This window comes from Thermus tengchongensis (assembly GCF_021462405.1).
Lineage (GTDB): Bacteria > Deinococcota > Deinococci > Deinococcales > Thermaceae > Thermus > Thermus tengchongensis.
In genome coordinates this window covers 207318-234160 of sequence record NZ_JAKEDU010000002.1, presented here as the reverse complement: position 1 = coordinate 234160, position 26843 = coordinate 207318, and the positions used below count along the sequence as shown (strand labels likewise).

25 protein-coding genes are annotated in these 26843 nt (G+C 66.8%); 16 read left to right on the top strand and 9 right to left on the bottom strand.

The window, feature by feature from the left end; genetic code table 11:
* The first annotated feature begins 38 nt into the window (after nt 1-38).
* Complete coding sequence (locus L1087_RS03535; protein WP_234557660.1) at nt 39-1547, top strand: ABC transporter ATP-binding protein; 1509 nt, start codon at nt 39-41, stop codon at nt 1545-1547.
* 97 nt (nt 1548-1644) lie between these two features.
* Here the strand turns inward: L1087_RS03535 and L1087_RS03530 are convergent, their stop codons facing one another.
* The 5 genes from L1087_RS03530 to L1087_RS03510 are packed head-to-tail and all read right to left on the bottom strand — an operon-like array spanning nt 1645 to nt 5807.
* On the bottom strand, nt 1645-2568 hold the full coding sequence (locus L1087_RS03530) for a hypothetical protein (RefSeq protein ID WP_234557658.1): 924 nt from the start codon (nt 2566-2568) through the stop codon (nt 1645-1647).
* Between the two features lie 3 nt (nt 2569-2571).
* Nucleotides 2572-3429 carry an LptA/OstA family protein gene (locus L1087_RS03525; protein ID WP_234557656.1) on the bottom strand — a complete coding sequence of 286 codons (858 nt, stop codon included), beginning with the start codon at nt 3427-3429 and terminating at the stop codon, nt 2572-2574.
* Nucleotides 3426-3977: a hypothetical protein gene (locus L1087_RS03520; protein WP_386083303.1), complete on the bottom strand. Its 552-nt coding sequence runs from the start codon at nt 3975-3977 to the stop codon at nt 3426-3428. Before L1087_RS03520 ends, L1087_RS03525 begins: the two co-directional genes overlap by 4 nt.
* Nucleotides 3978-4031: 54 nt before the next feature.
* Entirely contained in the window at nt 4032-5054 is a 1023-nt protein-coding gene (locus L1087_RS03515) for a lipid II:glycine glycyltransferase FemX (protein WP_038041878.1), read from the bottom strand.
* Nucleotides 5055-5057: 3 nt separating this feature from the next.
* The gene (locus L1087_RS03510; protein WP_038041877.1) at nt 5058-5807 is read right to left on the bottom strand and encodes a response regulator; all 750 of its coding nucleotides are present in this window, start codon (nt 5805-5807) and stop codon (nt 5058-5060) included.
* A gap of 51 nt (nt 5808-5858) precedes the next feature.
* Between L1087_RS03510 and pheA the strand changes: the two genes are divergently transcribed.
* The gene (gene pheA / locus L1087_RS03505; RefSeq protein ID WP_167816989.1) at nt 5859-6680 is read left to right on the top strand and encodes a prephenate dehydratase; all 822 of its coding nucleotides are present in this window, start codon (nt 5859-5861) and stop codon (nt 6678-6680) included.
* A gap of 96 nt (nt 6681-6776) precedes the next feature.
* On the opposite strand, the gene L1087_RS03500 is transcribed toward pheA, so the two are convergent.
* A complete protein-coding gene (locus L1087_RS03500; RefSeq protein WP_038041876.1) occupies nt 6777-7409 on the bottom strand; it encodes a CBS and ACT domain-containing protein in 633 nt (210 codons plus the stop codon).
* 84 nt (nt 7410-7493) lie between these two features.
* Nucleotides 7494-7928 (bottom strand): hypothetical protein, encoded by a 435-nt coding sequence (locus L1087_RS03495; RefSeq protein WP_135343599.1) that lies wholly within the window; start codon nt 7926-7928, stop codon nt 7494-7496.
* A 97-nt stretch (nt 7929-8025) separates the two neighbouring features.
* On the opposite strand from L1087_RS03495, the gene L1087_RS03490 reads away from it, so the two are divergent.
* The 7 genes from L1087_RS03490 (at nt 8026) to L1087_RS03460 (ending at nt 15582) form a co-directional block, all read left to right on the top strand.
* A complete protein-coding gene (locus L1087_RS03490; RefSeq protein WP_038041874.1) occupies nt 8026-8517 on the top strand; it encodes an OmpH family outer membrane protein in 492 nt (163 codons plus the stop codon).
* 78 nt (nt 8518-8595) lie between these two features.
* The gene (locus tag L1087_RS03485; protein ID WP_234557654.1) at nt 8596-11199 is read left to right on the top strand and encodes an FtsK/SpoIIIE family DNA translocase; all 2604 of its coding nucleotides are present in this window, start codon (nt 8596-8598) and stop codon (nt 11197-11199) included.
* Nucleotides 11200-11221: 22 nt separating this feature from the next.
* The gene (speD, locus tag L1087_RS03480; protein ID WP_038041872.1) at nt 11222-11623 is read left to right on the top strand and encodes an S-adenosylmethionine decarboxylase; all 402 of its coding nucleotides are present in this window, start codon (nt 11222-11224) and stop codon (nt 11621-11623) included.
* A 4-nt stretch (nt 11624-11627) separates the two neighbouring features.
* Nucleotides 11628-12572, top strand: coding sequence for a polyamine aminopropyltransferase (gene speE / locus L1087_RS03475; RefSeq protein ID WP_234557651.1), 945 nt, complete (start codon nt 11628-11630; stop codon nt 12570-12572).
* A 48-nt stretch (nt 12573-12620) separates the two neighbouring features.
* A complete protein-coding gene (locus L1087_RS03470) occupies nt 12621-13256 on the top strand; it encodes a DsbA family protein (RefSeq protein WP_234557649.1) in 636 nt (211 codons plus the stop codon).
* A 69-nt stretch (nt 13257-13325) separates the two neighbouring features.
* Nucleotides 13326-14861 carry a cation:proton antiporter family protein gene (locus tag L1087_RS03465; RefSeq protein ID WP_234557648.1) on the top strand — a complete coding sequence of 512 codons (1536 nt, stop codon included), beginning with the start codon at nt 13326-13328 and terminating at the stop codon, nt 14859-14861.
* Nucleotides 14848-15582: a YebC/PmpR family DNA-binding transcriptional regulator gene (locus L1087_RS03460; protein ID WP_234554172.1), complete on the top strand. Its 735-nt coding sequence runs from the start codon at nt 14848-14850 to the stop codon at nt 15580-15582. Before L1087_RS03465 ends, L1087_RS03460 begins: the two co-directional genes overlap by 14 nt.
* Before the next feature lie 44 nt (nt 15583-15626).
* Here the strand turns inward: L1087_RS03460 and secA are convergent, their stop codons facing one another.
* Both secA and tsaD read right to left on the bottom strand, forming a co-directional pair.
* Complete coding sequence (gene secA / locus L1087_RS03455) at nt 15627-18623, bottom strand: preprotein translocase subunit SecA (protein ID WP_234557646.1); 2997 nt, start codon at nt 18621-18623, stop codon at nt 15627-15629.
* A 132-nt stretch (nt 18624-18755) separates the two neighbouring features.
* Entirely contained in the window at nt 18756-19727 is a 972-nt protein-coding gene (gene tsaD, locus L1087_RS03450) for a tRNA (adenosine(37)-N6)-threonylcarbamoyltransferase complex transferase subunit TsaD (RefSeq protein ID WP_234557643.1), read from the bottom strand.
* Between the two features lie 227 nt (nt 19728-19954).
* Here tsaD and L1087_RS03445 point away from each other — a divergent pair, with 227 nt between their 5' ends.
* From L1087_RS03445 to L1087_RS03415, 7 genes are all read left to right on the top strand, one after another.
* Nucleotides 19955-21289 (top strand): vWA domain-containing protein, encoded by a 1335-nt coding sequence (locus L1087_RS03445; protein ID WP_234557641.1) that lies wholly within the window; start codon nt 19955-19957, stop codon nt 21287-21289.
* A 7-nt stretch (nt 21290-21296) separates the two neighbouring features.
* The gene (locus L1087_RS03440; protein WP_234557639.1) at nt 21297-21722 is read left to right on the top strand and encodes a DUF1999 family protein; all 426 of its coding nucleotides are present in this window, start codon (nt 21297-21299) and stop codon (nt 21720-21722) included.
* A gap of 4 nt (nt 21723-21726) precedes the next feature.
* A complete protein-coding gene (locus L1087_RS03435; protein ID WP_038045921.1) occupies nt 21727-21936 on the top strand; it encodes a hypothetical protein in 210 nt (69 codons plus the stop codon).
* A gap of 68 nt (nt 21937-22004) precedes the next feature.
* Nucleotides 22005-23162: an acyl-CoA dehydrogenase family protein gene (locus L1087_RS03430; RefSeq protein ID WP_234557637.1), complete on the top strand. Its 1158-nt coding sequence runs from the start codon at nt 22005-22007 to the stop codon at nt 23160-23162.
* A 15-nt stretch (nt 23163-23177) separates the two neighbouring features.
* Nucleotides 23178-24086, top strand: coding sequence for a DNA polymerase III subunit delta (gene holA, locus L1087_RS03425; RefSeq protein WP_234557635.1), 909 nt, complete (start codon nt 23178-23180; stop codon nt 24084-24086).
* A gap of 31 nt (nt 24087-24117) precedes the next feature.
* A complete protein-coding gene (locus L1087_RS03420) occupies nt 24118-25512 on the top strand; it encodes a TldD/PmbA family protein (RefSeq protein ID WP_234557633.1) in 1395 nt (464 codons plus the stop codon).
* Nucleotides 25509-26819 carry a TldD/PmbA family protein gene (locus L1087_RS03415; RefSeq protein WP_234557631.1) on the top strand — a complete coding sequence of 437 codons (1311 nt, stop codon included), beginning with the start codon at nt 25509-25511 and terminating at the stop codon, nt 26817-26819. The genes L1087_RS03420 and L1087_RS03415 overlap by 4 nt, the downstream gene beginning before the upstream one ends.
* Nucleotides 26820-26843 lie beyond the last annotated feature (24 nt).

The window sequence follows — 26843 nt, the reverse complement described above, 5'->3', positions numbered from 1 at the left end:
AGGCCGGGGGGTCCCCGGCCTTTTTGTATACTCCGGGCGTGGAGGCTAGCCGAACCCTCGCAAAGGCCCTGGTGCTCAAGGACATCACCAAGCGCTTCCCCCTGGTCCTGGCCAACGACCGCATCTCCTTGGACCTGAACTGGGGCGAGGTCCTGGCCCTGGTGGGGGAAAATGGGGCGGGGAAGTCCACCCTGATGAAGATCGTCTACGGCCTGCAGCCGCCGGACAAAGGGGAGATGTGGGTGGACGGAAAACCCTACCGGCCCAAGAGCCCCCTGGACGCCATCGCCCACGGCATCGGCATGGTCCACCAGCACTTCATGCTGGTGGAGCCCTTCACCGTGCTGGAGAACCTAGTTTTGGGCCTCGAGCCGGGAAGCCCTCTATACCTCAATCTGGACGAGGCCAGGAAGCGGGCCACCGCTCTCATGGAGGAGCTGGGCTTCCAGGTCCCCCTGGACGAGCGCGTTGAGAACCTCCCCGTGGGCCTGCAGCAGCGGGTGGAGATCCTAAAGGCCCTGTACCGCGAGGCCAAAATCCTCATCCTGGACGAACCCACCGCCGTTTTAACCCCTCAGGAGGCGGAGGAGCTTTTCCGTTTCCTGAGGGCCTACGTGGCCAAGGGCAACGCCGCCATCTTCATCAGCCACAAGCTGAAGGAGGTGCTTTCCGTATCCGACCGGGTCACGGTGATCCGGGACGGCAAGGTGGTGGGCACGGTAAAGACCGGGGAGACCTCCCTGGAGGAGCTGGCCCGGATGATGGTGGGAAGGGAGGTGGTCCTGAGGGTGGAAAAGGGCCCTGCTCGGCCAGGCGAGGTGGTGCTGGAGGTGGAGGGCCTCGAGGCTCCCCCCAGGCTAAGGGGGGTGAGCTTCTTTGTGCGGGCTGGGGAGATCGTGGGCATCGCCGGGGTGGAAGGGAACGGCCAGACCGAGCTGGTGGAGGCCCTGGCGGGCCTGCGCAAGTACCGGGGCACGGTGCGCTACTTAGGCCACCCTCTTCCCCACCTGGCCCTCAAGGTACGGGAAGCGGGCGTGAGCCATATCCCCGAGGACCGGCTTGCCAGGGGGCTGGTCCTGGACTTCTCCGTGCGGGAAAACGCCATCCTGGGGGACCAGCACCGCCCCCCCTTCCGCGGCTTCCTGGGCTTCCTGGACGGGAAGGCCATGGAGCAACACGCCCGGACCCTGGTGGAAACCTTTGACGTCCGCCCTCGCTCCACGGACCTCTCTGCCCGGCGCTTCTCCGGGGGAAACCAGCAGAAGATCGTGGTGGGCAGGGAGCTTTTGCGGGGTCCCCGCCTCCTCATCGCTGCCCAGCCCACCCGGGGCGTGGACGTAGGGGCCATCGAGTTCATCCACCAGCGCCTGGTGGAGGCCCGGGACCAGGGCCTGGCGGTGCTTCTGGTTTCCGCCGACCTTTCCGAGGTGATCAGCCTCTCGGACCGCATCCTGGTCATGTACGAGGGGCGCATTGTGGGAGAACTCACCCCGGAAGAAGCCAAGGAAGAGCGCCTGGGCCTTCTGATGGCGGGCGTGACCGCCTAAGTACCCGCACGAAAGGTTACCCCACCGGCCAAAGCCAAAGTGGCGTGCTCATGGCCTCTTTGGGGCCCCCGTCGTGGCGCAAGCCACGACGGGGTACTTAGTCGCCCTGGAACTCCCCGGCCACCCCACCCAGGACCACCACCTCCCCGCTCCTTAGGGCGTAGCGCACCCGTTCCCCTCGCACCACACCCCTTTCGTCCCGGCTCTCCACCTTTCCATACAGGAAGGCGTACCCTTCCTTTTCCCTGAGAAGCGCCCGCTCGGCCTTGGTGGTGCGCCCGCCCTGGCTAAGCTCCACCCCCCCGAGAAGCCAGAGCCGATCCTCGTCCAGAAGGTAGCGCAGGGAGCCCGCCTTGCCCGAAAGGGGTTTTTCCCCTTCACGGCGCACTTCCAGAGGACCTTCCAATAAGGCCTCCCCAGTGTCGTTTTGGTAGCGGAGCCTCTGCCCCTCCACCCGCACCTGCCCCTGGGCCACCGCCACCTTTCCGGGGGCCGGCCTCAGCTCCAGCCGACCCTCCTCCTCCAGGTACCGGGCCTCCCCCCCGGAGAGGAAGAGCTCCTCCACTCCACCCCGCTCCACCACCGCCAGGGGCCCCCTGGCCTCCACCTCCTCCCCCAGGCGCACCTCCACCCCCTTGGGGTCAAAGAGGACGAGCCGGAGGTAGCGCTCCCCCTTCCCTTCCCCAGCCCTTCGCAAACGCATCAGGTAGGGAAGCCCATCCCGTTCCCAATCCGGGTTATAGGCCACCTCCACCCTCTCCCCCACCTTTAGCCCCTCCTCGAGGGCGCTGCCCGCATCCCGGAAGAAAAACCGGCCCTCCACTTGGACCCTTTCGGCGGAGAGGGCCTGAAGTTCCCCCACCAGGAGGTCCCCATAGTCGGCGTAAAACAGGCTTCCCTCCTCCCCGCTCACCCAGGCCACCACCCTCTTGTCCTTCCGGACTAGCTCCACCTCGGGGCGGTACACCTCCTGGGCCAGAGCCAAGGCCACGAGGAAGAGGAGGAACCACCTGAAGGACAAGTCCTACCTCTCCGAGAACTTACGGAACTCCTCCACCGGGAGGCGGAAGGCCTTACCGTAGACCCGCACCTGGTGGCGGTTCACGTTGTGCTGGAGGGTATTCCCGGAAAGCCTAAATCCTTCCTTCTTGTTCTCGCTTACCGCCGGCCTGCCCAAAACGATGGCCTCCCCCGTGGTGTCGTCGTAGTAGAGGCTATCCCCTATGGTCACGAGATCCCCATCCTGTAGCCGCACCCCCCCGGTGGCGATGAGCTTTTTGGGTCCGGTGAGGCTCCGCACCTCCTTGGCCCGGATCACCAGGTCCCCGTCCTTGCGCTTGCGGGTGAGGACCACCTCCTTGGGATCGGTAAACACCGCTAGGCCCTTTTCCTCCTCGTAGTAGACCAAAGCCGCCCGCCCCTCCTGGTTCCCGCTTCGGAGAAGGGCATTTTCGCTGCTGGAGGTGTCCGTGTCCACCTGGAAGGCCATGCGGCTGGCCTCCACCTCCACCGGATCCTCCCCCGGCTTGGGCTCTTGGCGCATGCGGGCCGGGCCCAGAAGCTCCCCCTCCCCGGTCCGCTCCCGGTACACGAGGATGGGCCCTCGGGCCTCCACCCGGCCCCGGCGCACCACCACCCCGCCCTCAAAGCGGGCCTCCCGCTCCCCTTCTGCCTCCTGCATGGTCTTGCCCTTGGGAGCGGTGAGGATAGCCTTGGGGGCGCGGATCTCCAGGTCCTTCACCCGGCCCCTGACCTCCCCCTCAAAGGTCCAGGGGCCGTAGCGCAGATCCCCCGAAAGCCGACCCCCTTCCACCTGGATTACCCGGACGCTGGAAGCGGCCAAGGCCACACCCAAAAGGGACAACCAAACCCACCTTCTCATGAGCTACCTCCTTCCACGGTACAAGGACCAAAGGTGCCACCTGCGGGAAACTCAAACCGCGGGTTTTCCGCTTCTATGCGCTCCATGCCGAAATCCGAGCGAAAGCCCTGGGCCTCTCCCCTAAGGTTAGGGGCCTCGATCCGCACCCAGGGGGCGAAAAAGCCCTCCTTCTGCCGGATGAGGACCTCCCCCTCGCCCTGGGCGGAGAGCTGGAGGCGGAAGCATCCCTTCAGGATCTCCACCCGGGCGAAAGGAGCCCGAAGGTTGTCCCCTGGCTCCACCGTCACCTCGGGGGCGAAAAGACGCAGGTCCAGCCGGTCCTCCACATAGCGTTCCCCCTCAAGCCCCCCCTGGATGCGGAAAACCCCCCCCTCCTCCACCATCTCCTGGGCGGTGAACCGCCACTCCACCCCCTCCTCCTCGGGGAAAAGGTAGAACTCCACCCCTTTAAGGCGCACGCTTTCCGTGGTCAAGGGCCTTGGCGGGGGCCGGAGGAACCAAAAAACCATACCGAAGACGACAACAAGGAGAAGGAGGAGCCGCACCACCCTCCCACCTTACCCAAGGCCCCTTGAGAAAGATGACAAGACCCGCAAGCCCTTTCAGCCCAACACATCCCGCGCACTTCCCCGCACCCGCAGGTTCACCCAGGTTTTGCGCAGGCGCAGGAGGAGCTTCAAGGGACGGTAGAAGGGGGAAAGGGGCAGGGTGTAGGCGGGAAAGTGGACGCGCCTACCCCCAAACCCCTCCTTAAACCGCCATATCCCCTCCGCGTGGCTGCCCTCCGGGGTCCTGGGCACGCCCCAGAGGTCGTAGATGCGGTAGCCGCGGCCAAGGGCGTGGCGGATGGCCGCCAGGTGCATGCCCATGGGCGCCTTGGCCTCGGGGTGGGCACGGCTGCTTCCCCCATAGAGGTAGTCCACCTTACCGGCGAAGGCCACGAAAAGCCCCGCCGCCAAGGCCTCCCCCTCCTTACGGGCCAAGGCGATGAAGGCCTCCCCATAGGGCTGGTTCATCTCCCTGAGCACCGCCTGGTAGTACTCTTTGGCGTGCTGCAGGAGCTTGGCCCGGCGGTTGGTCTCCTCGAAGAGGCGGAAGAACTCGGAAAAGGCCTCCTCCCCCTCCACTCCAAGTTCCGTGCGCTTGAGGGCCAGGCGGGCATTGCGGCGGTGCATCTCCTTCATCCCCTTGAGGAGGGCTTCTTCCCCTTGGGTGAGGTCCAGCCATAGGGAATAGGCGGGCTGGATGGACTCCTCGAGGAGGAGGCCGGGGAAGGTGGGGGAAGGTTCCTCCGCCGGCAACCCCACCTCGGGCTCGAGGACCAGGTGGGTGCCCCGGACCCCCTGGGCCAGGGCCCGGGCCACCTGGGGCAGGTCCTCGAGGCGGGCCAGGGCAGGTCCCCTAGGGGCATAGGCCAGGCGCAGACCCCCAGGCAGGGGGCGCAGCAGCACCTGGGCCGCCCCCAGAAGCCCTTCCTTTCCGTAAACCGCCAGCCGCCTGGGCACCCAGCCGGAAAGCCGCTTCACCTCCCCCCAGCCCCAGGACTGCAAGGCGCTAGTGATGGGGAGGCTGGAAACCATCCGGTTCCAGGCCTCAGGATCGGTGATCTCTAAAAGTTCGGCCACCCCCTAAGCGTACAGGGCCTGGGCCAGCTCTTCCAGAAGGCCATTCCCCTCCAGGGGTAGCCGCTTCTCCTCCAGATAGGCCTCCAAGTGGGAAGCCAAGCGGGGGTCCTGCACCCGGGCTGCCCGCTCCCTTAAGGGCACCAAAGGCCAGCCGAAGGCCAGGTGGCCGAGGAGGTCATAAAGGTCGTATTCGCCGGGGAGGATGCGCCGCAAAAGGGCCTCAGTCCAACCTTTGGCCAAAAGGTTTTGCAGAAGGGCACGGCGGCTCGCCGTCTTTCGCCAAAGGAGCTTGAAGCGGGCCTCCTCGGGCAAGGCGTGCCGCAAGCGGCTACCCACCTCCTCGAGGCTATTCACCCGTTCCCCACCGGGCAGCACATACCCTTCCCAGGCAAGAAGGTTCTCCACCACCTCCTTGAGCCGGCGTCCGGAAACGGGCTTCTCCAGGAAGAGATCCGCCCCCAAGGCCCGGCTGGGTCCCTCCAGCTCCTTGCCACCCCCGGTGAACATGATCACCGGCACCTTGGCCAGGCGCCGCACCGCCCGGATCCGCCCCAAAAGGGTGAGGCCATCCATGTCCGGCATCATGATGTCCAAGAGGATCAGGTCCGGGGTTTCCTTGCGCAGGTGTTCCAGGGCCGCCTTGGCGGAATCCGCCAGCACCACCTGGTGGCCAGCCCCGGAAAGGAGGAGCTCCAACAGGTGCCGGATGCGGGGGTCATCGTCCACCACGAGCAGCCGCGCCACAAGGGCCATGCTAAGGGAGGCGCCTTTCCCCTGTCTAGGGGAAGCAGTAGGATGAAGGGCATGAGGATCGCCTTCCAGGGGACGGAAGGAGCCTACAGCGAGGAGGCCCTGCTTAGGAACTTTCCCGGCTCCACCCCCATAGGCTTTCCCACCTTCCACCAGGTCTTCGAGGCGGTGGAGGCAGGGGAAGCGCAGCTCGGGGTGGTGCCGGTGGAGAACACCACCGCAGGCAGCATCAACCAGACCTACGACCTGCTTCTCGAAAGCGACCTCCACGTGGTGGGGGAGATCATCCACCGGGTGGAGCACTGCCTCCTCGCTCCCGAGGGCACCGAGCTCAAAGACCTCAAAGCGGTCAAAAGCCACCCCCAGGCCCTGGCCCAGTGCGACGGCTTCCTGGCCCGCATGCGCCTTACGCCCATCCCCGTTTTTGACACGGCAGGGGCAGCCCGGTCCCTTTCGGAGAACCCCGAGCCCGGGGTGGGGGCCATCGCCAGCCGCCGGGCCGCGGAGCTTTACGGCCTAAAGGTGCTGGCGGAAAACATTGAGGATTACCCCCACAACTACACCCGGTTCTTCGTCATAGGGCGGGAGGAGGCCCCTAAAGGGGAAGGCCCCCACAAGACCAGCATCGTCTTCGCCGTGCGCCACCGGCCCGGGGGGCTTTTGGAGGCCCTTACGGTCTTTGCTGAAGCTGGGGTGAACCTCACCAAGCTGGAGTCGCGCCCCAGGCGGGATAAGCCCTTCAGCTACCTCTTCTACCTGGACCTCGAGGGCCACCTGGAAGACCCCGGCCCCGCCCAAGCCCTTCTGGGCCTCTTGCGGCGGGCCGCCTTCTTGAAGGTGCTGGGCTCCTACCCCGCCTACCGCAACGGAACCTAAACCTGCGCAGGGCGATTGCCTCGCCAACAAGGGCCGAAGCCCTTTGCTCAGGCTCTCTCTGGGGTCCCCGTCGTGGCGCAAGCCACGACGGGGTACTTAGCCAGGGCGTACGTCCACCACCCGCTCCCCGGCGGCCCGAAGCCGGTCAGGGACACCCTCCACATCCTCCCCCACCACCCTCAGGACCAGGCGCTGGTACCCGTTTAGGTGGGCAGCGGTGGCGATGGACACGATGTTGGCCGGGGGAACCGCCCGGGCCATCTGGGCCAGGGCCCCGGGTACATCGGGGATGTCCACGGTGATGCGCAGGCCCCCCATCCTCAGCCCCAATACCTCAATAAAGGCCCTCAGGACATCCGTCACGGTGATGATGCCCACCAGCTTCTCCCCCTCCATCACCGGAAGGCCTCCGATCTTTTTCTCCTCCATCAAAAGGGCTGCCTTCTCCAGGGGTGCGTCGGCCTCCACGGTGATCACGGGCTTGGCCATCACCTCCTGCACCGTGAGCTTGGAGAGGAGGTAGTTCATCTCCCAGACCGATAGGGTGGTGGCCTTGGAGGGCATGGCGTCCTTGAGGTCCTTGTCGGTGACCAGGCCGATGAGCTTCCCGTCCTTCACCACCGGCAAGCGCCGGAAACCTTTGTTCTTCAAAAGATTGATGGCTTCCAGCACCGGGGTATCCGGGGCCACGGTGAGGGGGTCCTTGGTCATCCAGTCCCTGACCAGCATGGCTTCACCTCCGGTTTCCAGTCTACCCTGGGGCAAGAAGAAAAATGTCCCCGCCAAAACTTTGGCGGGGACAAGGAAGTCCCTCTAGCGCAGGTTGGCCCCTATAACCGTGCGGCCAAACCGGCCTCCGCCAAAGGCGTAAAAGTACTCCCCGTCCAGAAAGATCCCCGTGCGGGCATCCAGGAGGAACTCCACCCCCAAGGAGAGGTGCAACCCCACTTCGCTCCCAGCGGCGAAGTACCCCCCAAGCCCACCCCCGAAGTAGGGCCTGATCCCCCGCAGGTCCCGGTCCAGCTGGCCCAGGTCGGGTTTGAACAAAACCTCGCCCGCCGCCAGGAAACTGGGTCCGCCAGGGAAGAGATCCGCAAACCCGCGGAAGACCAGGTTGCGCTCCAGGGGCGCCTCGAGGCCCAATCCCAGCCCCGCCGGGGGCAAGGATAGGCGGAAGGACACCGCCCGCTGGGCAAAAGCTCCCGTGCCTAAGGCCAACAACGCCAACGCCCAAAGCACTTTGCGCATAATCCACCTCCGCCATGCATGGTACCCCAACCCGGGGCAAAGCGATAGAGAGACTTCTCTCACGCACCCTTCACCCTAAGGCCTTAGGCTTTCTCCTATGAAGCGCTTTCCCCTAGCAGCCCTCCTCCTGGCCCTGGGCGCCCTCCTTACCCCCATGCTGGCCCAGAACCGGAACGTGGCCGCCCGGGTGGGCTTTGTGGACGCCGATGCCCTGGTGCAGGCCCACCCCGACTACAAAAAGGTCCAGGACCTCCAGGCCCAGGCCCGCAAGGAGCTGGCTCCCCTGGAGGAAAAGCTCAAGCCCCTGGACCAAAAGATCCGTTCGGGCCAGGCCACGGCCAAGGAGCGCCAGGACTACGAGGCCCTCCTCAAGACCTACCAGGATACCCTGAAGAAATGGCAGGACCGGCAGAATCCGGTGCTCAAGCCCATCCTGGAGGAGGTGGACCAGGCCATCGCCAAGGTGGCCAAGGCCCAGGGCTTCGCCGTGGTCATGAGCCGCCAGGTGGCCGCCCAGTCGGGGCTGGTGGTCTACGCCGATGAGGACACGGACCTGACCGAGGCCGTGAAGAGGGAGTTGCGACGCTAGCCTGAGCCCTGGACCCCGAGGGGAAGCCCCCCGGGGTCTTTCCTTTAGCCCGCCCGCCCGAAGGTTATAATCCTTCCGATGGCGAAGCGGAAGCCGGCCAGGCCCAGCCGAAACCGCGACCTCGAGGCCCTGGGTACCGTGGCCTTGGGGGCGGCGGTCTTCTTTTCCGCTCCCCTTCTGCCCTTGCCCACAGGGGTCTTCGGGTCCTTCCTCCGGGAGACCTTCTACCAGGCCCTGGGTCTACCCGCCTACCTCCTTCCGCCAAGCCTTTTCCTCCTAGGGACCTTCCTCTTCCGGAACAAGCCCCTAAAGCCCCTTCTTCGCCACCTTCTTTTCCTTTACCTCCTGGCCTTTGCCCTCCTTCCCCTCCTGGGGCAACCCCTTTCGGGCCAGATGGGCGAGGAAGCGCACTCCTTCCTGGAAGCCAAGGCAGGGGCCTTGGGCCTCCTCCTTCCCCTCCTGCTGGCCTCCGTGGTCCTGGACCTCTGGCGCCGCAAGCCGCCTCTCCACCTCCTCTTCACCGGCCTCCGCCTAGGGGTGGAAGGGGTGCGGTGGACCCGCCACCGCCTGAAAACCCTTGTCCTCAGGCGAAGAATGGCTGCCCTGGCCCGCATCTATCCCGACCACACCGCCCTAAAGGCCCTGGCGCAGAACCTCTCCCCCGCAGAACTCCCGGGGGTGGAAAAGGCTTTAAGGGAGTTCCTGAAGGAACGGGCCGCCGAGCTGAAGCGGCAGATGGAAGAGGACCAAAGGCCCCTGGAACCCCGGCTCCAATCCCTTCTCCAAGGCCTGAAAGCCCCCGTGCCCGGAGAAGGTCCCTTGCGGGATGCCCTGGAGGAACGGCGGGCAGCCCTTCACCTCGAGGCCCAAGCCCTCCTGGCCCGCCTGAAGGCCCTCCACGCCATCCCCACCCCCCGGGCCACCGTGGGGGGACTGGTGCAGGGGCTAAGGCTCAGGGAGGAGCGCAAGGCCCGCTGGGAGAAGCTGGCTGGCCTGGTCCAGGACCTGGAGAACCGCCACGAGGCGCTTTCCTCCTGGCTTTCCTTCCTCTCCCGCCACCCCGAGGCCCAGGCCGAAGGGCTTAGGGCCCTGCTGACGGGGAATCCCCCGCCCATGGTTTCTCCCCCACCCGCTGTCCCTGAACCGGAACCCTTTGACCTGGACCTGGTCTTCCCCGAACCTTCCCCAGCCCAGATCCAGCCGGACCTCCCTTCACCGCCCCGCTCCCGTCCCCAGAGCACGGCCCTGGCCCTCCCCACCCCGGACCTCCTGGACCCCCCGGAGCCCAAGGGAACCGCCCGGGGCTTGGAAGAGGAGGTGGAACGGCTGAAGCGCACCATCGGCGACACCCTCCGCCACTTCGGGGTGCAGGCGGAGGTGGTGGGCCATGCCCGCGGGCCCTCGGTGATCCGCTACGAGCTTCTGCCTGCCCCCGGGGAGAAGATCAGCCGCATCCAGAGCCTGCAGAACGACCTGGCCCGGGCCCTGGCGGTGGGGGCGGTGCGCATCGAGGCCCCCATCCCTGGGAAAAACACCGTGGGCCTGGAGGTGCCCAACCCCAAAAGGGAGCTGGTGCGCTTTTCCGAGGCCGTCCTCTCCCCTGCCTTCCAAAACGCCAAGGCCCTTCTACCCCTGGTCCTGGGCAAGAGCATCGAGGGGGAGATCTGGGTGAGGGATCTCGCCAAGATGCCCCACCTCCTCATCGCCGGCTCCACGGGAAGCGGCAAGAGCGTGGCCATCAACGTCCTCATCGCCAGCCTCCTCTTCAAGCACCTCCCCACCTCCTTGCGCCTCCTCCTCATCGACCCCAAGATGGTGGAGCTCACCCCCTACGAGGGCATCCCCCACCTGGTGCGCCCCGTGGTGACGAGCCCCGAGGAGGCGGCAGGGGTCCTGCAGGGGGCGGTGGCCCACATGGAGCGGCGCTACCGGCTCCTAAGCGGCGTAGGGGCCAGGAACCTGGAGCAGTACAACGCCAAGATGGAACGGGAGGGCGGGGAAACCCTTCCCTACCTGATCATCGTGGTGGACGAGCTGGCCGACCTGATGATGACCGCCCCCAAGGAGGTGGAATCCGCCATTTTGCGCCTGGCCCAGATGAGCAGGGCCACGGGCATGCACCTCATCCTCGCCACCCAGCGGCCCAGCGTGGACATCCTCACCTCCCTCATCAAGGTGAACATCCCCGCCCGCTTGGCCTTTGCCGTGTCCAGCGGCTTCGATTCCCGCACCATCCTGGACACCCAGGGGGCGGAAAAGCTCATCGGCCAGGGGGACGCCCTCTTCTACCAGCCCGGGCTCACCAAGCCCGTGCGCCTGCAGGTACCCTACCTATCCGAGGAGGAAGTAGGGCGCCTCGCCGGCTTCCTCAGGGGCCAGAGTTACGAGGACCGCTTCGCCGAGGCCTACGGCCAGGACTTTGAGCCCCCCAAGGGGCCGGAGGGCACGGGCCCCGGCGAGGTGGACTTCTCGGATCCCCTTCTCAGGAAGGCGGCGGAGATCGTGGTGGAGGAGGGCTACGGCTCCGTAAGCCGTCTGCAACGCCGCCTTTCCATCGGCCACGCCCGGGCCGGAAAGCTGATGGACGCCCTCGAGGCCATGGGCATCGTGGGACCCTCCAAGGGCTCCAAGCCGCGGGAGGTCCTCATCACCAAGGACCAGCTCAAGGACTTCTTCGGCTAGGGCTGTGCTATGATGGCCCTTTGTGGAAACGGTGCCGGGCGGGCGCTGGGTGGCGGAGATCTACGGCTGCGATCTGGACGTGCTGGAGAACCCCAGGATGGTGGAGGCGGCCCTCCTGGACGCGGTGATGCGCCTGGGGGCACCCAGGGGTTCGGCCCAGTCGGTGGTGTACAAGTTTCATCCCCAGGGGCTCTCGGCGGCGGTGGTGAGCCCGGTGGCCGCGGTGATGATCCACACCTGGCCTGAGGACAACGCCTCCGCCACCTTGGACCTCTACTTCTATCGGGATGGAGTGGACCCTGAGGAGGTCCTGAAGGGGCTCTCCCGGGCCTTCGGGGCCAAGGAGGAATCGGCCTTCCGCTACTGGAGGGGAACGGAACACGCCATCAAGCGCCGGGCCTTCGGCGGCCAGCAAGGAGGTTGAGGCTATGGACTACGGCATGTACTTTTTTGAGCACATCACCCCTTACGAAACCATGGTGCGGCGCATGGAAAGGGTAATCGCCGCCGGCCGCACCCAGTACCAGGACTACTTTCTCTTTGAAACCCAGGGCTTCGGCAAGGTGCTGGTCCTGGATAAGGACGTACAAAGCACGGAAAGAGACGAGTACGTTTACCACGAAACCCTGGTCCACCCGGCCATGCTCTCCCACCCCGAGCCCAGGACCGTGCTCATCGTGGGAGGCGGAGAAGGAGCCACCTTGCGGGAGGTGCTTAAGCACCCCACCGTGGAACGGGCGATCATGGTGGACATCGACGGGGAGCTGGTGGAGGTGGCCAAGCGCCACATGCCCGAATGGCACCAGGGAGCCTTCGAGGATCCCCGAACGGTCCTGATCATCGACGACGCCCGGGCTTACCTGGAGCGCACCCAGGACACGTACGATGTCATCATCATCGACCTCACGGACCCCGTGGGGGAGGACAATCCCGCAAGGCTTCTCTACACGGTGGAGTTTTACCGCCTGGTGAAGGCCCACCTGAACCCGGGCGGGATCATGGGCATGCAGGCGGGCATGATCATGCTCACCCACCACCGCGTGCATCCGGTGGTCCACCGCACGGTGCGGGAGGCTTTCCGCTACGTGCGGAGCTACAAGAACCACATCCCCGGCTTCTTCCTGAACTTTGGCTTCCTCCTGGCCTCGGATGCCTTTGACCCCGCGGCCTTCTCCGAAGGGGTCATCGAGGCCCGCATCCGGGAGCGGAACCTCGCCCTGCGCCACCTCTCCGCCCCCTACCTGGAGGCCATGTTCGTCCTGCCCAAGGACATCCAGGAGGCAGTGGAAACGGAAACCATGGTCTCCACCGATGCGAACCCCTTCTACCTCACCCCGGAGGGCGAGGCCCGTCAGTCCCCCTACCGGGGCTAAGGGGGCCTCTCTCAGGGTCTCTCACCGGGAGGATGGTAGAGTAAAGCCATGCAACGCACTATAGTTCTCGTAGGGGTGGCTCTGGCCCTTCTCGGCCTGGGCTGGATCCTTTGGGGTCCCAAGGGGAAAGCCGGGCTAGACCCCGCCCAAGGTGCCCGCTTTGCCCTGGGCGCCCCCAACGCCCCCGTGGTGGTGGTGGACTTTTCCAACTACCTCTGCCCCCACTGCCAGAACCACGCTTTAAACGTCCTCCCCCGACTGAAAGCCGAGTACATCGACACCGGTAAGGTGCGCTACCTCTTCCGCGACTTCCCCTTCCCCGGCCAGGCCCACGTGATCCGGGCCAGCGAGGCCGCCGCCTGTGCCGCCGACCAAGGGCGTTACTACGAGTACCACGAGGTTCTCTTCCGGGCCGCCTCCAGCTGGGGGAACCTCCAGGGGAGCGTGCTCGACCGCTACTTGGTGGACCTGGCGGGGCAGATGGGGCTGGACGAGAACGCCTTTAGCCAGTGCCTTTCCTCCAATAAGCACCGCGAGGGGGTCCTGGCCGACCAGAAGCTGGCCACGGACCTGGGCCTCACCGGTACCCCCACCTTCTTCATCGGTGGGGAAAAGCACACCGGTTTTCTGAGCTACGAGGAGTGGAAAAACCTCCTGGATAAAGCCTTGGCCGAGCAAAAGTGAAGGGGTAGGTGTAGAAACACGGCAGGGTAAAGCTCGCCGTGTTTTGGGTTCTTTGCTACCCTGGAACCCATGGAAGCCCTTTGGGTGGCCGCCGCCTTCGCCCTGGGTCTACTGGCCAGCCGCCTGGGGCTTCCCCCCTTGGTGGGCTATTTGGGGGCAGGCTTTGCCCTTCATGGACTGGGTCTGAGAGAAACCGAATTCCTGCACCATGCGGCGGAGATCGGCGTTCTCCTGCTGCTTTTCACTGTGGGATTAAAGCTCCGCTTCCAGGACCTCTTGGAGCCTCGAGTCCTGGTGGCAGGTGGGCTCCACTTCCTGTTCTTCGCCCTCCTGGCCCTTTTCCTCCTGGGAAACCTTCCCCTGGCCCTAGCCCTGGCCTTTTCCAGCACCGTGCTGGTGGTGAAGGTCCTCGAGGACAAGAAGGAACTCACCACCTACCACGGCCGCCTCAGCGTGGGCATCCTGGTCCTGCAGGACCTGGTGGCGGTGGGCCTCATCACCCTGTATGGCGAGAACCAAATAAGCCCCTGGGTAGGGCTGGTTCTCCTCCTGCCCCTTCTCAGGTTTGCCGTGGCCTGGCTTCTGGAAAAAAGCGGTCACGACGAGCTACTCGTGCTCTTCGGCCTGGGCCTTGCCCTGCTGGGAGGTGAGGGCTTCCGCCAGGTGGGCCTGTCCCCGGAACTGGGAGCCTTAATCATGGGAATCCTCCTCTCGGGCCACGAAAAGGGAGGGGAGATGGCCAAGGGGCTTTGGAGCCTAAAGGAAGCCTTTCTAGTGGCCTTTTTCCTAGACATAGGGCTCAGGGAGGGGATAAGGGGTGCGGAGGCTGGGCTGGTCCTGGCCTTCCTCCTTCTCGCCCTGATCAAACCCCCTCTTTTCTTCGGCCTCTTTCTCCTCCTTGGGCTCCGGGCCCGCACCGCCTTTGTGAGCAGCATGTACCTGGGGAACTACTCGGAGTTTGCCCTCATCGTGGGGGTCGTGCTGGAACGGGCAGGGCTTCTCCCTCATAGCCTTTCCACCCTAGCCCTTCTGGTGGCCCTTTCCATGGCGATTTCCGCACCCTTAGCCCGGTACAGCCATAGCCTTTACAAGCTCCTCGAGGCCCGCCTCCTTCCCCTGGAGCGCAAAATGCTCCACCCCGACCAGGAACCCGAGCGCCTGGAAGGGGCCACGGTGCTCATCGTGGGCATGGGGCGCACCGGGGGTGCCGTCTACCGCATCCTGGAGGCCAGGGGGGAACGCCCCGTGGGCCTGGACGCCGACCCCGAGAAGGTGGCCCGCCATCAGAACAAGGGGCGGAGGGTCCTCTACGGGGATGCGGAGGACCCCGAGCTCTGGGAACGTCTGGACCTTACAGGGCTTAAGGCAGTGGTCCTGGCCCTGCCGGACCTCGAGGCCAAGGTCCTCGCCGCCCGCTGGCTGAAGGAGCGGGGCTTTAAGGGGATCCTGGCCGCCACCAGCTTCCACCTGGAAGAAGACCCCGTTCTGGAGGCCGCTGGCGTCACCCTCCTCTTCCACCCCTTCCGCGAGGCCGGGGAACGCCTGGCGGAGAAGGTGCTGGAAAGGCTGGCTATAATGGGTGAGGTGAGCCATGGCCGGTCATAGCAAGTGGGCACAGATCAAGCGCAAAAAAGCCGCCAACGACCTCAAACGCGGCAAGATCATCTCCAAGCACCTACGGGCCATCCAGGCGGCAGCGCGAGCGGGAGGAAGCCCCTACCCGGAGGCCAACGTCCAGCTTCGCAACGCCATTGAAGCCGCCCGCGCCGACGATGTCCCCATGGAAAACATCGAGCGCCTCCTGCAAAAGCTGCAAGGCGGCGGGGACGGGGCCGAGCAGTACGAGGAGATCGTCTACGAGGGATACGCCCCAGGGGGTGTGGCCCTTTTGGTCTACGCCCTCACCGACAACCGCAACCGGACCGCCGGAGAGGTGCGCCACGTGTTCAACAAATACGGGGGCTCCCTGGGGGCCAGTGGCAGCGTGGCCTGGCAGTTTGAGCGCAAAGGGGTGATCGTCTCTGCGAACTCCGAGGCGGCGCAAGAGGCAGCCATTGAACTAGGGGCCTTGGACCTCGAGGAGGAAGGGGAAAGCCTCACCATCTACACCGACCCCGCCGAGGCCTACCGCATGGCCGAGGAGCTAAAGGCGCGGGGCATCCCCGTGGAGGCGGTGGAGGTGGTGCAGCATCCCCAGAACACCGTGGCCCTGCCTCCTGAGGAGGCCGCCAAGGTCATGCGCCTGGTGGAGGCCCTGGAGGACCTGGACGACGTGCAACACGTCTACACCAACCTGGACCCCGCTAGCCTGCAGGTGGAAGCTTAGCTCCACAAGCCTTCCGGCCCAGGGCTAGCCCTGGGCCGGTTTTCCTACTGCTTTTTGCGCTTCCTCTCCTCGCGCATTAGCCGCCGGCGCTCGGCGCGGGAAAGCCCGGGCTGGGGCGGCGGGGTGGCAGGCCGCTTCCTCTCCACCCCGAAGGGCGGGGTCTCGGCCTGGGCCTGGGGAACGGGCACGTAGGGCGCCTCCCGCACCGGGCGGACTGGCTCCGCCTCCACCTTGAGGCGGAAGAGGAACTTGGCCACCTCCCCCTTGATGAAGCCCACCATGTCGTTGAAGAGGCGGGTGGCCTCGATCTTGTACTCCTGGAAGGGGTCCTTCTGCCCATAGCCCCGCAGGAAGATGCCTTGGCGGAGCACGTCCAGGTTGTGCAGGTGCTCCTTCCAGGCGGAGTCCACCACGTTGAGGATTACAAAGCGCTCCACCGCCCGCATCAAAGGAGGGGAAAGTTCCTGCTCCCGGGCCTCGTAGGCCTCCAGCGCCGCCGCCACCAAGCGCTCCACCCCCTCCTCGGGCTTCAGCCGCCTCAGCTCCTCAAAGGGGAAGTCGGCCAGCTGGGGCGCGGTGTCCAGAAGGGCGGCCTTGAGGCCCTCGAGGTCCCAATCCTCCGGGTGCACCTGGGGGTTCAGGAAGTTCTCCGCCATCCCTGCCACGGTCTCCTCCACCATGCCCAGGGCGGCCTCCCGCACCTCCTCGTCCTTCCCCAGGAGGATCAGACGGCGCTGGGCGTAGATGACCTCCCGCTGGCGGGCCATGACGTCGTCAAACTGGAGAAGTTGCTTGCGGATGGCGAAGTTGCGGTCCTCCACCCGCTTCTGCGCCCTCTCGATGGAGCGGGTCACCATGGGATGTTCGATGGGCTCAGAGTCGTCAAACCCCATGCGGTCCAGCATGGCGATGACCCGGTCCGAGGCGAAAAGCCGCATGAGATCGTCGTCAAAGCTCACGTAGAAGCGGCTTCCCCCCGGGTCCCCCTGGCGCCCAGCCCGGCCCCGAAGCTGGTTGTCGATGCGGCGGGACTCGTGCCGCTCGGTGCCCAGGATGAAAAGCCCTCCCAGTTGCCGCACCCGTTCCTCGTCCGCCTTGCACTCTTCCCGGATCTGGCGGATCTTTTCCTGGAGCTCTTCCCTTATGCCTAGCTCCTGGGCCAGGGCCCGGGCCTCCTCCTCCTGGCCTGCCACCATCTTCTTGATGAAGAGCTCCACCTTCCACTCGTACCGGTCAAAACCCTCCTTCTCCAATAGGGCTGCCGCCAGGTACTCGGGGTTCCCCCCCAGCTTGATGTCCGTGCCCCGGCCCGCCATGTTGGTGGCGATGGTGACGGTCTTGCTCCGGCCCGCCTGGGCCACGATCTCCGCCTCCTTGGCGTGGTGCTTGGCGTTGAGCACCTGGTGGGGGATACCCTGGCGCAGGATGCCCAGGGTGTGCACCGCCCGCTTCAGGCCTTCCCACGCAGCCCGCAAGTTGCCCTTGGGGGGGATGAGGCCCTCGAAGGGGGCGAGGTCCTCGTCCTTGAGCTGGGTGGGCTTTTCCAGAAGCTTCCTCAGGCGCTCCCACTCCTCCCCCTGTTGCTTCTGGCTGGCCTTCTTGAAAAGCTCCAGGCGCATCTCCAACCGGGGCAGGTAGAGGCGGGGCTCCTTGAGCATCTGGGAAAGCCTCTCCGACTTCTCGATGCTGATGGTACCCACCAATACGGGCTGGCCCCGCTCGTACTTCTCGGCGATCTCCTCCACCACCGCGTAGAACTTCCCCTTTTCCGTGCGGTAGACCACGTCGGGGAAGTCCTGGCGGATCATGGGGCGGTTGGTGGGCACCACCACCACGTCCATGCCGTAGATCTCCTGGAACTCCTTCTCCTCGGTCTTGGCGGTGCCGGTCATCCCGGCCCGCTTCTCGTAGAGGCGGAAGAAGTTCTGGTAGGTGATGGTGGCCAGGGTCTGGTTCTCCCGCTCGATCCTGACCCCCTCCTTGGCCTCGATGGCCTGGTGGAGGCCTTCCCCGTAGCGGCGGCCCGGCATGAGGCGGCCCGTGAACTCGTCCACGATGATGACCTGGCCATCCTGGACGATGTAGTCCCGGTCCCGGTGGTAGAGCTCCTTGGCCCGGATGGCCTGGATGAGCATGTGAGCAAGCTCCATGTTCTCCGGGCTGAAAAGCCCCTCCACCCCCAGGAGCTTTTCCGCCTTGGCGATCCCCTGAAGGGTGAGGTGCACGGAGCGGTTCTTCTCCTCGACGGTGTAGTCCCCTGTGGGCTCCTTGCGCACCCCAGGCTCCGGGGGAAGGCCCCTTTCCAGCTTCTTGGCGATCTCCGCCATCTTGTAGTAGAGGTCCGTGGCCTTTTCCGCCGGGCCGGAAATGATGAGGGGGGTGCGGGCCTCGTCGATCAGGATGGAGTCCACCTCGTCGATGATGGCGTAGTGCAAGGGGGTGTCGTGGCGGAGCACCAGCTGGTCCGGGCTGATGGCCATGTTGTCCCGGAGGTAGTCAAAGCCCAGCTCGGAGTTGGTCACGTAGGTGACGTCGGCCAGGTAGGCCCTGCGGCGCTCCTCGGGGGTGGAGCTGTGCTGGATGACCCCCACGGAGAGGCCAAGACCGCGGTACACGGGCCCCATCCACTCCGCATCGCGCCGGGCCAGGTAGTCGTTCACCGTGACCACGTGTACGCCCTTACCGGTGAGGGCGTTGAGGGCCACGGCCAAGGTGGCCACCAGGGTCTTGCCCTCCCCGGTTTTCATCTCGGCGATCTTGCCCTCGTGGAGGACGGCCCCCCCGATGAGCTGCACGTCGAAGTGGCGCATGCCCAAATAGCGCTTGGCCGACTCCCGGGTCAAGGCGAAGGCCATGGGGAGAAGCTCCTCCAGGCTGGCCCCCCGCCGGTGCCTCTCCCTTAGCTCGGCGTAAGCCGCCTGGAGGTCAGCGATCCGCTCCACCTCCGGTTCCAACCGGTTGGTGGGCTCCACCACTTGCTTGTAGTAGCGGGCGATCTCCCGCTCGTTGTTGTCAAAAAGCTTCCGTATGAGGCCCAGCATCCTAGGGCCGATTGTACTCCCCTTTTGGATGAGAAACCCTCCTGAGGGCCCGCATGCAAAGCCCCCTATAGCCGGCGGAAGGGCATAACCATCGCCTCCTTAGGGCCCCCACCACAGGCCACAGCGGAGCATTTAAGCCTCCTCGAGGGGCCAGTAGGCGGTGGCCCCAAGCGACAGGGGGCTTGGGGGAAAGCCCGCCTGGTGGCGCCTCCAGGCCGCCAGGGCCACCATGGCCCCGTTGTCCTGGGAAAGGCCTTTGGGAGGAAAGTACACGGTAAGCCCCGCCTCCTGGAAGCGAGCCTGCAGGGCCCGGTTGGCGGCCACACCTCCCGCTACCAGAAGCACCCTGTGGCTCGTGTCCTGGGCAGCCCGGATGACCACCTGGGCCAGGTGCTCCACCGCCGCCTCCTGAAACCCCCTGGCCAAGGCTGGAGCGGGATGCCCAGCCTCCACCAGCTGCACCGCCTTCGTCTTTAGGCCGGAGAAGCTGAACTCGTACCCCTTCTGGTCCTTGAGGGGGACGGGGAAGGGCACTTTCTCCCTGGCTTCCTGGGCCAGGCGCTCGATCTCGGGTCCCCCAGGAAAGCCCAGGCCCAGAAGCCTCGCCACCTTGTCAAAGGCCTCCCCAGCGGCGTCGTCCCGGGTGGCCCCCAGAAGGCGGTACTTTCCCAGGCCCCGAACCTCAAAGAGGTGGGTGTGCCCTCCCGAGGCCACCAGGGCCAGGAAGGGAGGCTCTAGCCCCTCGGGCCAAGCGGCGGCGATGTGGGCCTCGAGGTGGTGCACCGCGTAGAAGGGCCGCCCCAGGGCCCAGGCCAGGCCCTTGGCGAAGGTGTAGCCCACCAAAAGGGCCCCGATGAGCCCAGGGCCCCGGGTGGCGGCGATGAGGGAAAGGTCCTTAGGCCCTATCCCCGCCTCGGCCAGGGCCCGTTCCGCCAGGGGGCGGAGGACCTTCAGGTGCTCGCGGCTCGCCAGCTCCGGCACCACCCCGCCGTAGGCCTCGTGCAGGGCCACCTGGCCCGCCACCAGGTTGACCACCACTTCCCCATCCCGCACCAGGCCCACCCCGGTGTCGTCGCAGGAGGTGTCTATGCCCAAAATCCACATGGCTATCCTTCCAGCCAGGAAAAAGCCCTGTCCCCTTTCCAAGGACACTCCAGAGGAAAGCATTCGCCACTTCCCTCGTCAAAAAAGGTAACCCGGGCTGCCCTCTCAGGCGATACCCTTTCCCTGTCGTATCCGGGCACTCCCAAGGCACCTTGGCTGGCGTCGGCCTAAGCCCCATGCCACCCCTACCCTAGCAGATGCCCAGGGACCGGACTAGGCTAAGGACAATGCTCTGGCTCCTCCTTCCGGTGCTCCTCCTCGTATACCTCCTTTACCGGGCGAAGAGGCCCAGGGTGCGCCCCTGGGCCGGGGTATGGCTTTGGCAGAGGGGCAGGAAGAAGCGCTTTCGGCCCTGGCTGGACTTAAGGCTTTTCCTCCTTCTCCTGGCCGCCGCCTTGATGGTCCTGGCCCTCGAGGACCCTCCCCTGGGGCCCTCCCCCATGGTCTTCGTGGTGGATGCCTCCGCCAGCATGGCCGCCCGGGAAGGGGCCAGGACCCGGCTGGACCTGGCCAAGGAGAGGCTCCTCCCCCTCCTGGAACGGGCCCCGGAGGCGGTCCTGGTGCGGGCCGGGGAAACGCCCCAGGCCTTTGGCCCCGCCCCCGGGGTGGCCCTGCGGGGGAGGCTTTTGGAGATGGAGGCCAAGGACCGGGAGGCGGACCTGGAGGCGGCCATCGCCCTGGGCCGCAGGCTCCTCAGGGCCCCGGTGGTGGTGGCCACCGACGGCCCCGCCCCTCCCGGGGTGGAGGGGTATATAGGGGTGGGCACCCCCCAGGAGAACCTGGGTATCGTGGCGGTGGCCCAGGGGTTTTTGGCCTTGGGGAATAGCGCCAGCCGCTCCCTCACCGCCCGGGTGGAGGTGGCGGGGGAGGTGCGGGAGGTAAGGGTGCCTCCCCGGGGCTTCGCCCGCCTCGAGGGCCTCCCCCCAAGCTTTAGCGCCCGCCTCCTGAACGGAGGGGCCTTGGACCTGGACGACGAGGCCGCCTTCGGCCTCCGCCGCCTGGGGGTGGACTACCCTCCCCTCCCCGCCCTGGAACGGCTCTTCCGCCTGTTGGGGGCGGCGCCGGGGGCCGAGGTGCGGGTGCGGATCGGGGTGCCGGAGGGAGCCCCGGAGCGCCCCACCCTCTACCTGGCCCCCACCGGAGGCCCCCCCACCCCCGTCCTCCTCACCGCCCCCCACCCCCTCCTGGAAGGGGTAGCCCTCCTGGGGGAGAAGCTCCCCCCGCCCCCCAGGCCCCCCGCCCCCTGGCAGGCCCTGGCGGAGGGGGAGGAGGGGGCGGGCCTCCTCTACTTCACGGAAAAAGGGCTTTACCTGCCCCCCCTGGAGGCGGTCCAGGAGCGGCCCCTCTTCCCCCTTCTGGTCTACAACTTCCTCAAGCCTTACCGGGAAGTGCGCAGCGGCCTCCTTTCCCCCGGGGAAACCCTCCTCCCCACCCCGGAGGCCAGCTTCCTGCCCAAAAACCCAGGGGGGGCCGGGCGCTTCCTGGCGCTTTTGGCGGCCCTGGTGCTCCTTTTGGAGGTCCTCCTCTTCCGCCCCCGAGGCCAGCCCGCCCCCGAGGGATAATGGACCCATGCGCTTCCGTCCCTTTACCGAGCTGGACCTGGACCTCCTGAACCGGGTGGCGGGAAGCCGCCCCTTGAGCCTTGGCGCCGTGCGCCACTTCGCTCGCACCGGCCACTCCTTCCTGGCCGAGGAGGGGGAGGAGCCCATGGGCTTCGCCCTGGCCCAGGCGGTGTGGCAGGGGGAGGCCACCACGGTCCTCATCACCCGCCTCGAGGGCAAGGACCAAGCCACCTTGGAAGGCCTCCTGGCCGCGGTGGTGAAGAGCGCCTACGATGCCGGGGTCTACGAGGTGGCCCTGCACCTGGACCCCGAGCGCAAGGCGCTGGCCGAGGCCCTAAGGGCCCAGGGCTTCGCCATCGGCCCCCTGGTCCTGGCGGTGCGGGTCCTGGGAAGCCGGGGAGCGCGGGGGGAGACCCGGGGGGTCTTAGAATAGGGGCATGAACCGCGTGATGATCGGCATCCGGGGGGAACCCACCCCGGAGGGGATGGAGCGGATCCTGGCCGCCCTAAGGGGCCTGGAAGGGGTGCAGACCGCCCAGGCCACCGGCCCCGCCCAGCTCCTGGTGGAGTACGATCCCCAGGCCCTCACGGTCATGGACCTCATCCGCACCATCCGGGAGGAGGGCTTCCTAGCGGGCATGCTCTAAAGGCCCCACCGCGCCCAAGGCCGCGGTGGGGACCCTGGGGCAGGGTAGACTGGTACCCGAGGTGCCCCATGCTGGACTTCTACGCCATAGAAGACCTCCTCACCCCGGAGGAGAAGGAGATTAGGAAGGCCGCCCGCCGCTTCCTGGAAAAGGAGGCCCTGCCCTATATCCGGGAGTGGTGGGAGGAAGGGGTCTTCCCCACCCACCTCATCCCCAGGTTCGCCGAGCTGGGCTTCCTAGGCCCCACCCTGCCCCCGGAGTACGGGGGGGCAGGGGTTTCCAGCGCCGCCTACGGCCTCATCGCCTACGAGCTGGAACGGGTGGACTCGGGGCTCAGGAGCTTCGTGAGCGTGCAGAGCTCCTTGGTCATGTACCCCATCTACGCCTTTGGCAGCGAGGAGCAGAAGCGGGAGTTCCTGCCCAAGCTGGCCCGGGGGGAGATGGTGGGGTGCTTCGGCCTCACCGAGCCCGACGGGGGCTCAGACCCCTACGGCAACATGAAGACCAAGGCCCGCCGGGAGGGGGACACCTGGGTCCTAAACGGCACCAAGATGTGGATCACCAACGGCAACCTGGCCCAGATCGCCATCGTTTGGGCCAAGGACGAGGAGGGGCAGGTTCTGGGCTTCATCGTCCCCACCGACACCCCGGGCTTCCAGGCCCGGGAGGTGAAGCACAAGATGAGCCTAAGGGCCTCGGTCACCAGCGAGCTCATCCTGGAGGAGGTGCGGGTGCCCGAGGCCCTGCGCCTGCCCAAGGCGGAAGGCCTAAAAGCCCCCCTCTCCTGCCTCACCCAGGCCCGCTTCGGCATCGCCTGGGGGGTCCTGGGGGCCTTGGAGGCCGTCTACACCGAGGCGGTGGAGTTCGCCAAGAGCCGCTCCACCTTCGGCGAGCCCATCGCCAAGAAGCAGCTGGTGCAGGCCAAGCTGGCGGAGATGCTCGCCGACCACACCGAGGGCCTCCTCCTCGCTTGGCGGCTCGCCCGGCTCAAGGATGAAGGCCAGCTCAAGCCCGCCCAGGTTTCCCTAGCCAAGCGGCAGAACGTGTGGAAGGCCCTAAAAGCCGCCCGCCTGGCCCGGGACATCCTGGGGGGCAGCGGCATCACCCTGGAGTACCACGCCATCCGCCACATGCTGAACCTGGAAACCGTCTACACCTACGAGGGCACCCACGACATCCACACCCTGGTCCTGGGGCGGGAGGCCACGGGGCTGAACGCCCTTTAGCGGGAAGCGGCCCCCATGGTCATCGCCTTCACCGGCGACCCCTTTTTGGCCCGGGAGGCCCTCCTGCAAGAGGCCAGGCTCCAGGGCCTCACCCGCTTCACGGAGCCCACCCCGGAGGCCCTGGCCGAGGCCCTAAGCCCCGGGCTTTTCGGGGGAGGAGGGGCCATGCTGGACCTGAGGGAGGTGGGCGATGGGGAGTGGAAGGCCCTGAAGCCCCTCTTGGAGGGCGTTCCCGAGGAGGTCCCCGTCCTCCTCCTGGACCCCAAGCCCACCACCGCCCGGGCCGCCTTCTACCGCACCCGGGAAAGGCGGGACTTCCCCACCCCCAAGGGGAAGGACCTCCTCCGGCACCTGGAAAACCGGGCCAAACGCCTGGGGCTCAAGCTCCCCGCGGGGGTGGTCCAGTACCTGGCCTCCTTGGAGGGGGACCTCGGTCAGCCGGGAGGCTATCTTGAGGCCCTGGAGCGCGAGCTGGAGAAGCTCGCCCTCCTCTCCCCGCCCCTCACCCTGGAGAAGGTGGAACGAGTGGTGGCCCTGAGGCCCCCCGTAAGCGGCTTTGACCTGGTGCGGGCGGTGCTGGAGGGGGACGCCAAGGAGGCCTTCCGCCGCCTGAAGCGGCTTCGGGAGGAAGGGGAAGAGCCTTTGAAGCTCCTTGGGGCCTTCGCCTGGCAGTTTGGCCTCCTGGCCCGGGCCTGGATGCTCCTCAGGGAAAACCCCAGGCCCAAGGAGGAGGACCTCGCCCGCCTCGAGGCCCACCCCTACGCGGCCAGGAAGGCCCTGGAGCTGGCGCGAACCCTGGACCAGGGAGAGCTGCGAAGGGCTCTGGAGGTGCTGATCGGGGCGGAAACGCGGGCCAAGGCGGGCAAGGACCCCTGGCTGGCCCTGGAGGGGGCGGTCTTCCACCTCCTGGCCCTCCGCCATTGACCGGGCGGTCAGGCCCCGGTAGAATGCCCCCATGCTACAGCCGGAACTGGTGGAAGCCGTGCTGCGGAGGGCCCTCCAGGGCGGGGCCGACTTCGCCGAGGTCTACGCCGAACGCTCCAAAAGGCGGCGGATGACCGTGCGCTCGGGCAAGCTGGAGGAGGCCATCTCCGGCCTGGACTACGGGGCGGGGATCAGGCTCTTCTTCGGCACCGAGGTGGTCTACGCCTACACCAACGACCTCACCCAAGAAGGGCTCCTGGAGGCCCTGGAAACCCTCCTCCGGGCCAAAGGGGCCCTGGGGCGGGTGGACGCCCGGGGGGCCGGGGGCCTGGACTTCCGCAAAACCCTCCCCCAGGGCCTCCACACCCCCAAGGTGCCCCTTTCGGAGAAGGACAAGCGCTTCCGCCTGGAAAGGCTCCTGGAGGCTGAGGCCGGGGCCCGGATCTCCCCGGAAATCAAGCAGGTGGAAGCCAGCCTCCAGGAATGGGAGCAGGAAGTCCTGATCGCCAACACGGAGGGCACCTGGGCCGAGGAAAAAAGGGTCCGCACCCGGCTTTTCGTGCTGGCGGTGGCCCAGGAGGGCGCCGAGGTGCAGACCGGGGTGGCCGCCCCCGGCAAGAGCGTGGGCCTGGAGCTCTTCCAGCTCTACCCGCCAGGGGAGGTGGGGGCCAAGGCCGCCCGCCAGGCCCTCACCAACCTCCGGGCCAAGCCCGCCCCCGCAGGCACCATGCCCGTGGTGGTGGGAAACGGCTTCGGCGGGGTCATCTTCCACGAGGCCCTGGGCCACCTCTTGGAGACCACCAGCGTGGCCAAGAAGGCCAGCGTCCTCGCGGACCGGCTGGGGGAGGAGGTGGCCAGCCCCGCGGTCACCTACATCGACGACGGCACCCTTCCCCACGCCTGGGGCTCCACGGAGGTGGACGACGAGGGCCGCCCCACGGAGCGCACGGTGCTCATCGAAAGGGGCATCCTCAAAAGCTACATGGTGGACCGCCTGGGCCACCTCCTCACCGGCTACCCCATGACGGGCTCGGGCCGGCGCCAGGACTACACCTTCGCCCCCACCTCCCGCATGCGCAACACCTTCATCGCCCCAGGGGACCGGGAGGTGGAGGACCTCATCGCCAGCGTGGAGTTCGGCCTCTACGCCAAGGAGATGGGGGGCGGCCAGGTGAAGCCGGGCTCGGGCGAGTACAACTTCGCCGTGCAGGAAGGGTACCTCATCCGCAAGGGGCGCATCGAGGAGCCGGTGCGGGGGGCCATGCTGGTGGGCAAGGGCCCAGAGACCATCCGGAAGGTGGTGGCGGTGGCGAAGGACTGGGAAAACGCCCCCGGGATGTGCGGAAGCCTCTCGGGAATGGTGCCCGTGGAGGTGGGCCAGCCCCACGTGCTGGTCTCGGAGATCGTGGTGGGGGGTAGGGCATGACCCTGGAGGAAGCGAAGGGCTACCTTTTGCGGCGGGCGAGGGAGCTGGGCCTCCAGGCCGAGGTCCTCTTCCAGGAGGAACGGGAGCTCTCCCTAAGGGCCCGGCAAGGCGTGCTGGAGGAGATCAAGGAGGCCAGGCAAGGGGGCATCGGCCTGCGGGTGGTGGCCGGGGGGAAGGTGGGCTACGCCTACACCGAGGAGCTCTCCGAGGCCGCCCTGGAGTGGGCCCTGGCCGAAGCCAGGGACAACGCCCTCCTCTCGGGCAAAGAAGGCTTCCTACCGGAGGGGCGGCCCTTAGGAAGCCACGACCTCCTGGGGGAGGGGCTTTCCGCCCCCCTCGAGGCCAAGAAGGAGGCGGCCTTGGCCTTGGAAAGGACCCTCCGGGAAGACCCCCGTACCCGTAGCGTCCTCATGGGGGGCTACCAGGAGCGGGAGGTGCGGGTGGCCCTGGCCAGCACCCAAGGGGCCGAGGGGGCCTTCCGCACGGGCCTCGCCGGAATGGGGGGAAGCCTGGTGATGGGGGAAGGAGCAAGCCTCAAGCAGGGCTGGGACTTCCGCCTGGCCAAGGAGTTCCACGCCCTGGACCCCGGCCGCACTGCCTTGGAGATCCGGGAGAGGACGGCTAGGCTCCTGAACGCCAGGCCCCTTCCCACGGGCCGCTACCGGGCCTACCTGGAGCCCAAGGCCATGGCGGGCCTCCTGGCGGTCTTCGCCCAGGCGCTTTCCGGAAAAAACGCCTTGGAAGGCAAAAGCCGCCTCCTGGGAAAGATCGGGGAGCAGGTGGCCAGCCCCCTGGTAACCCTGGTGGATGACCCCACCCTAGAGCGGGGCCTCCTCTCCCGCCCCTTCGACGCCGAGGGCACCCCGGCCAGGCGCACGGTGGTGATCGAGAAGGGGGTGTTCAAGACCTTCCTCCACAACGCGGAAACCGCCCGGGCCCTGGGCCAGGAGAACACCGGCCACGCCCACCGCCGCTACCGGGGCACTCTGGACGTGGCCCCCAGCAACCTCTACCTGGAGCCCGTGGGCAACCTGGCCCTCACGAAGGGGGTGCTCATCACCGAGTTCATGGGCCTCCACGCGGGGGCCAACCCCGTGAGCCTGGACTTCTCCCTCCAGGCCCTGGGGCTTTGGGTGGAGGAGGGGGCGGCGCGGTACGCGGTGGAGAACTTCGCGGTGAGCGGGAACCTCCTGGAGCTCCTTCAGGCGGTGGAGGCCCTGGGGGACAGGCTGGAATGGGAGGTTCTGGGGGCCGCCTTCGGAAGCCCCGTGGTGGCGGTGGCAGAGCTTTCCTTTGCCGGAACCTAGCGCAAAGCAAAAAGCGCTTGGCGA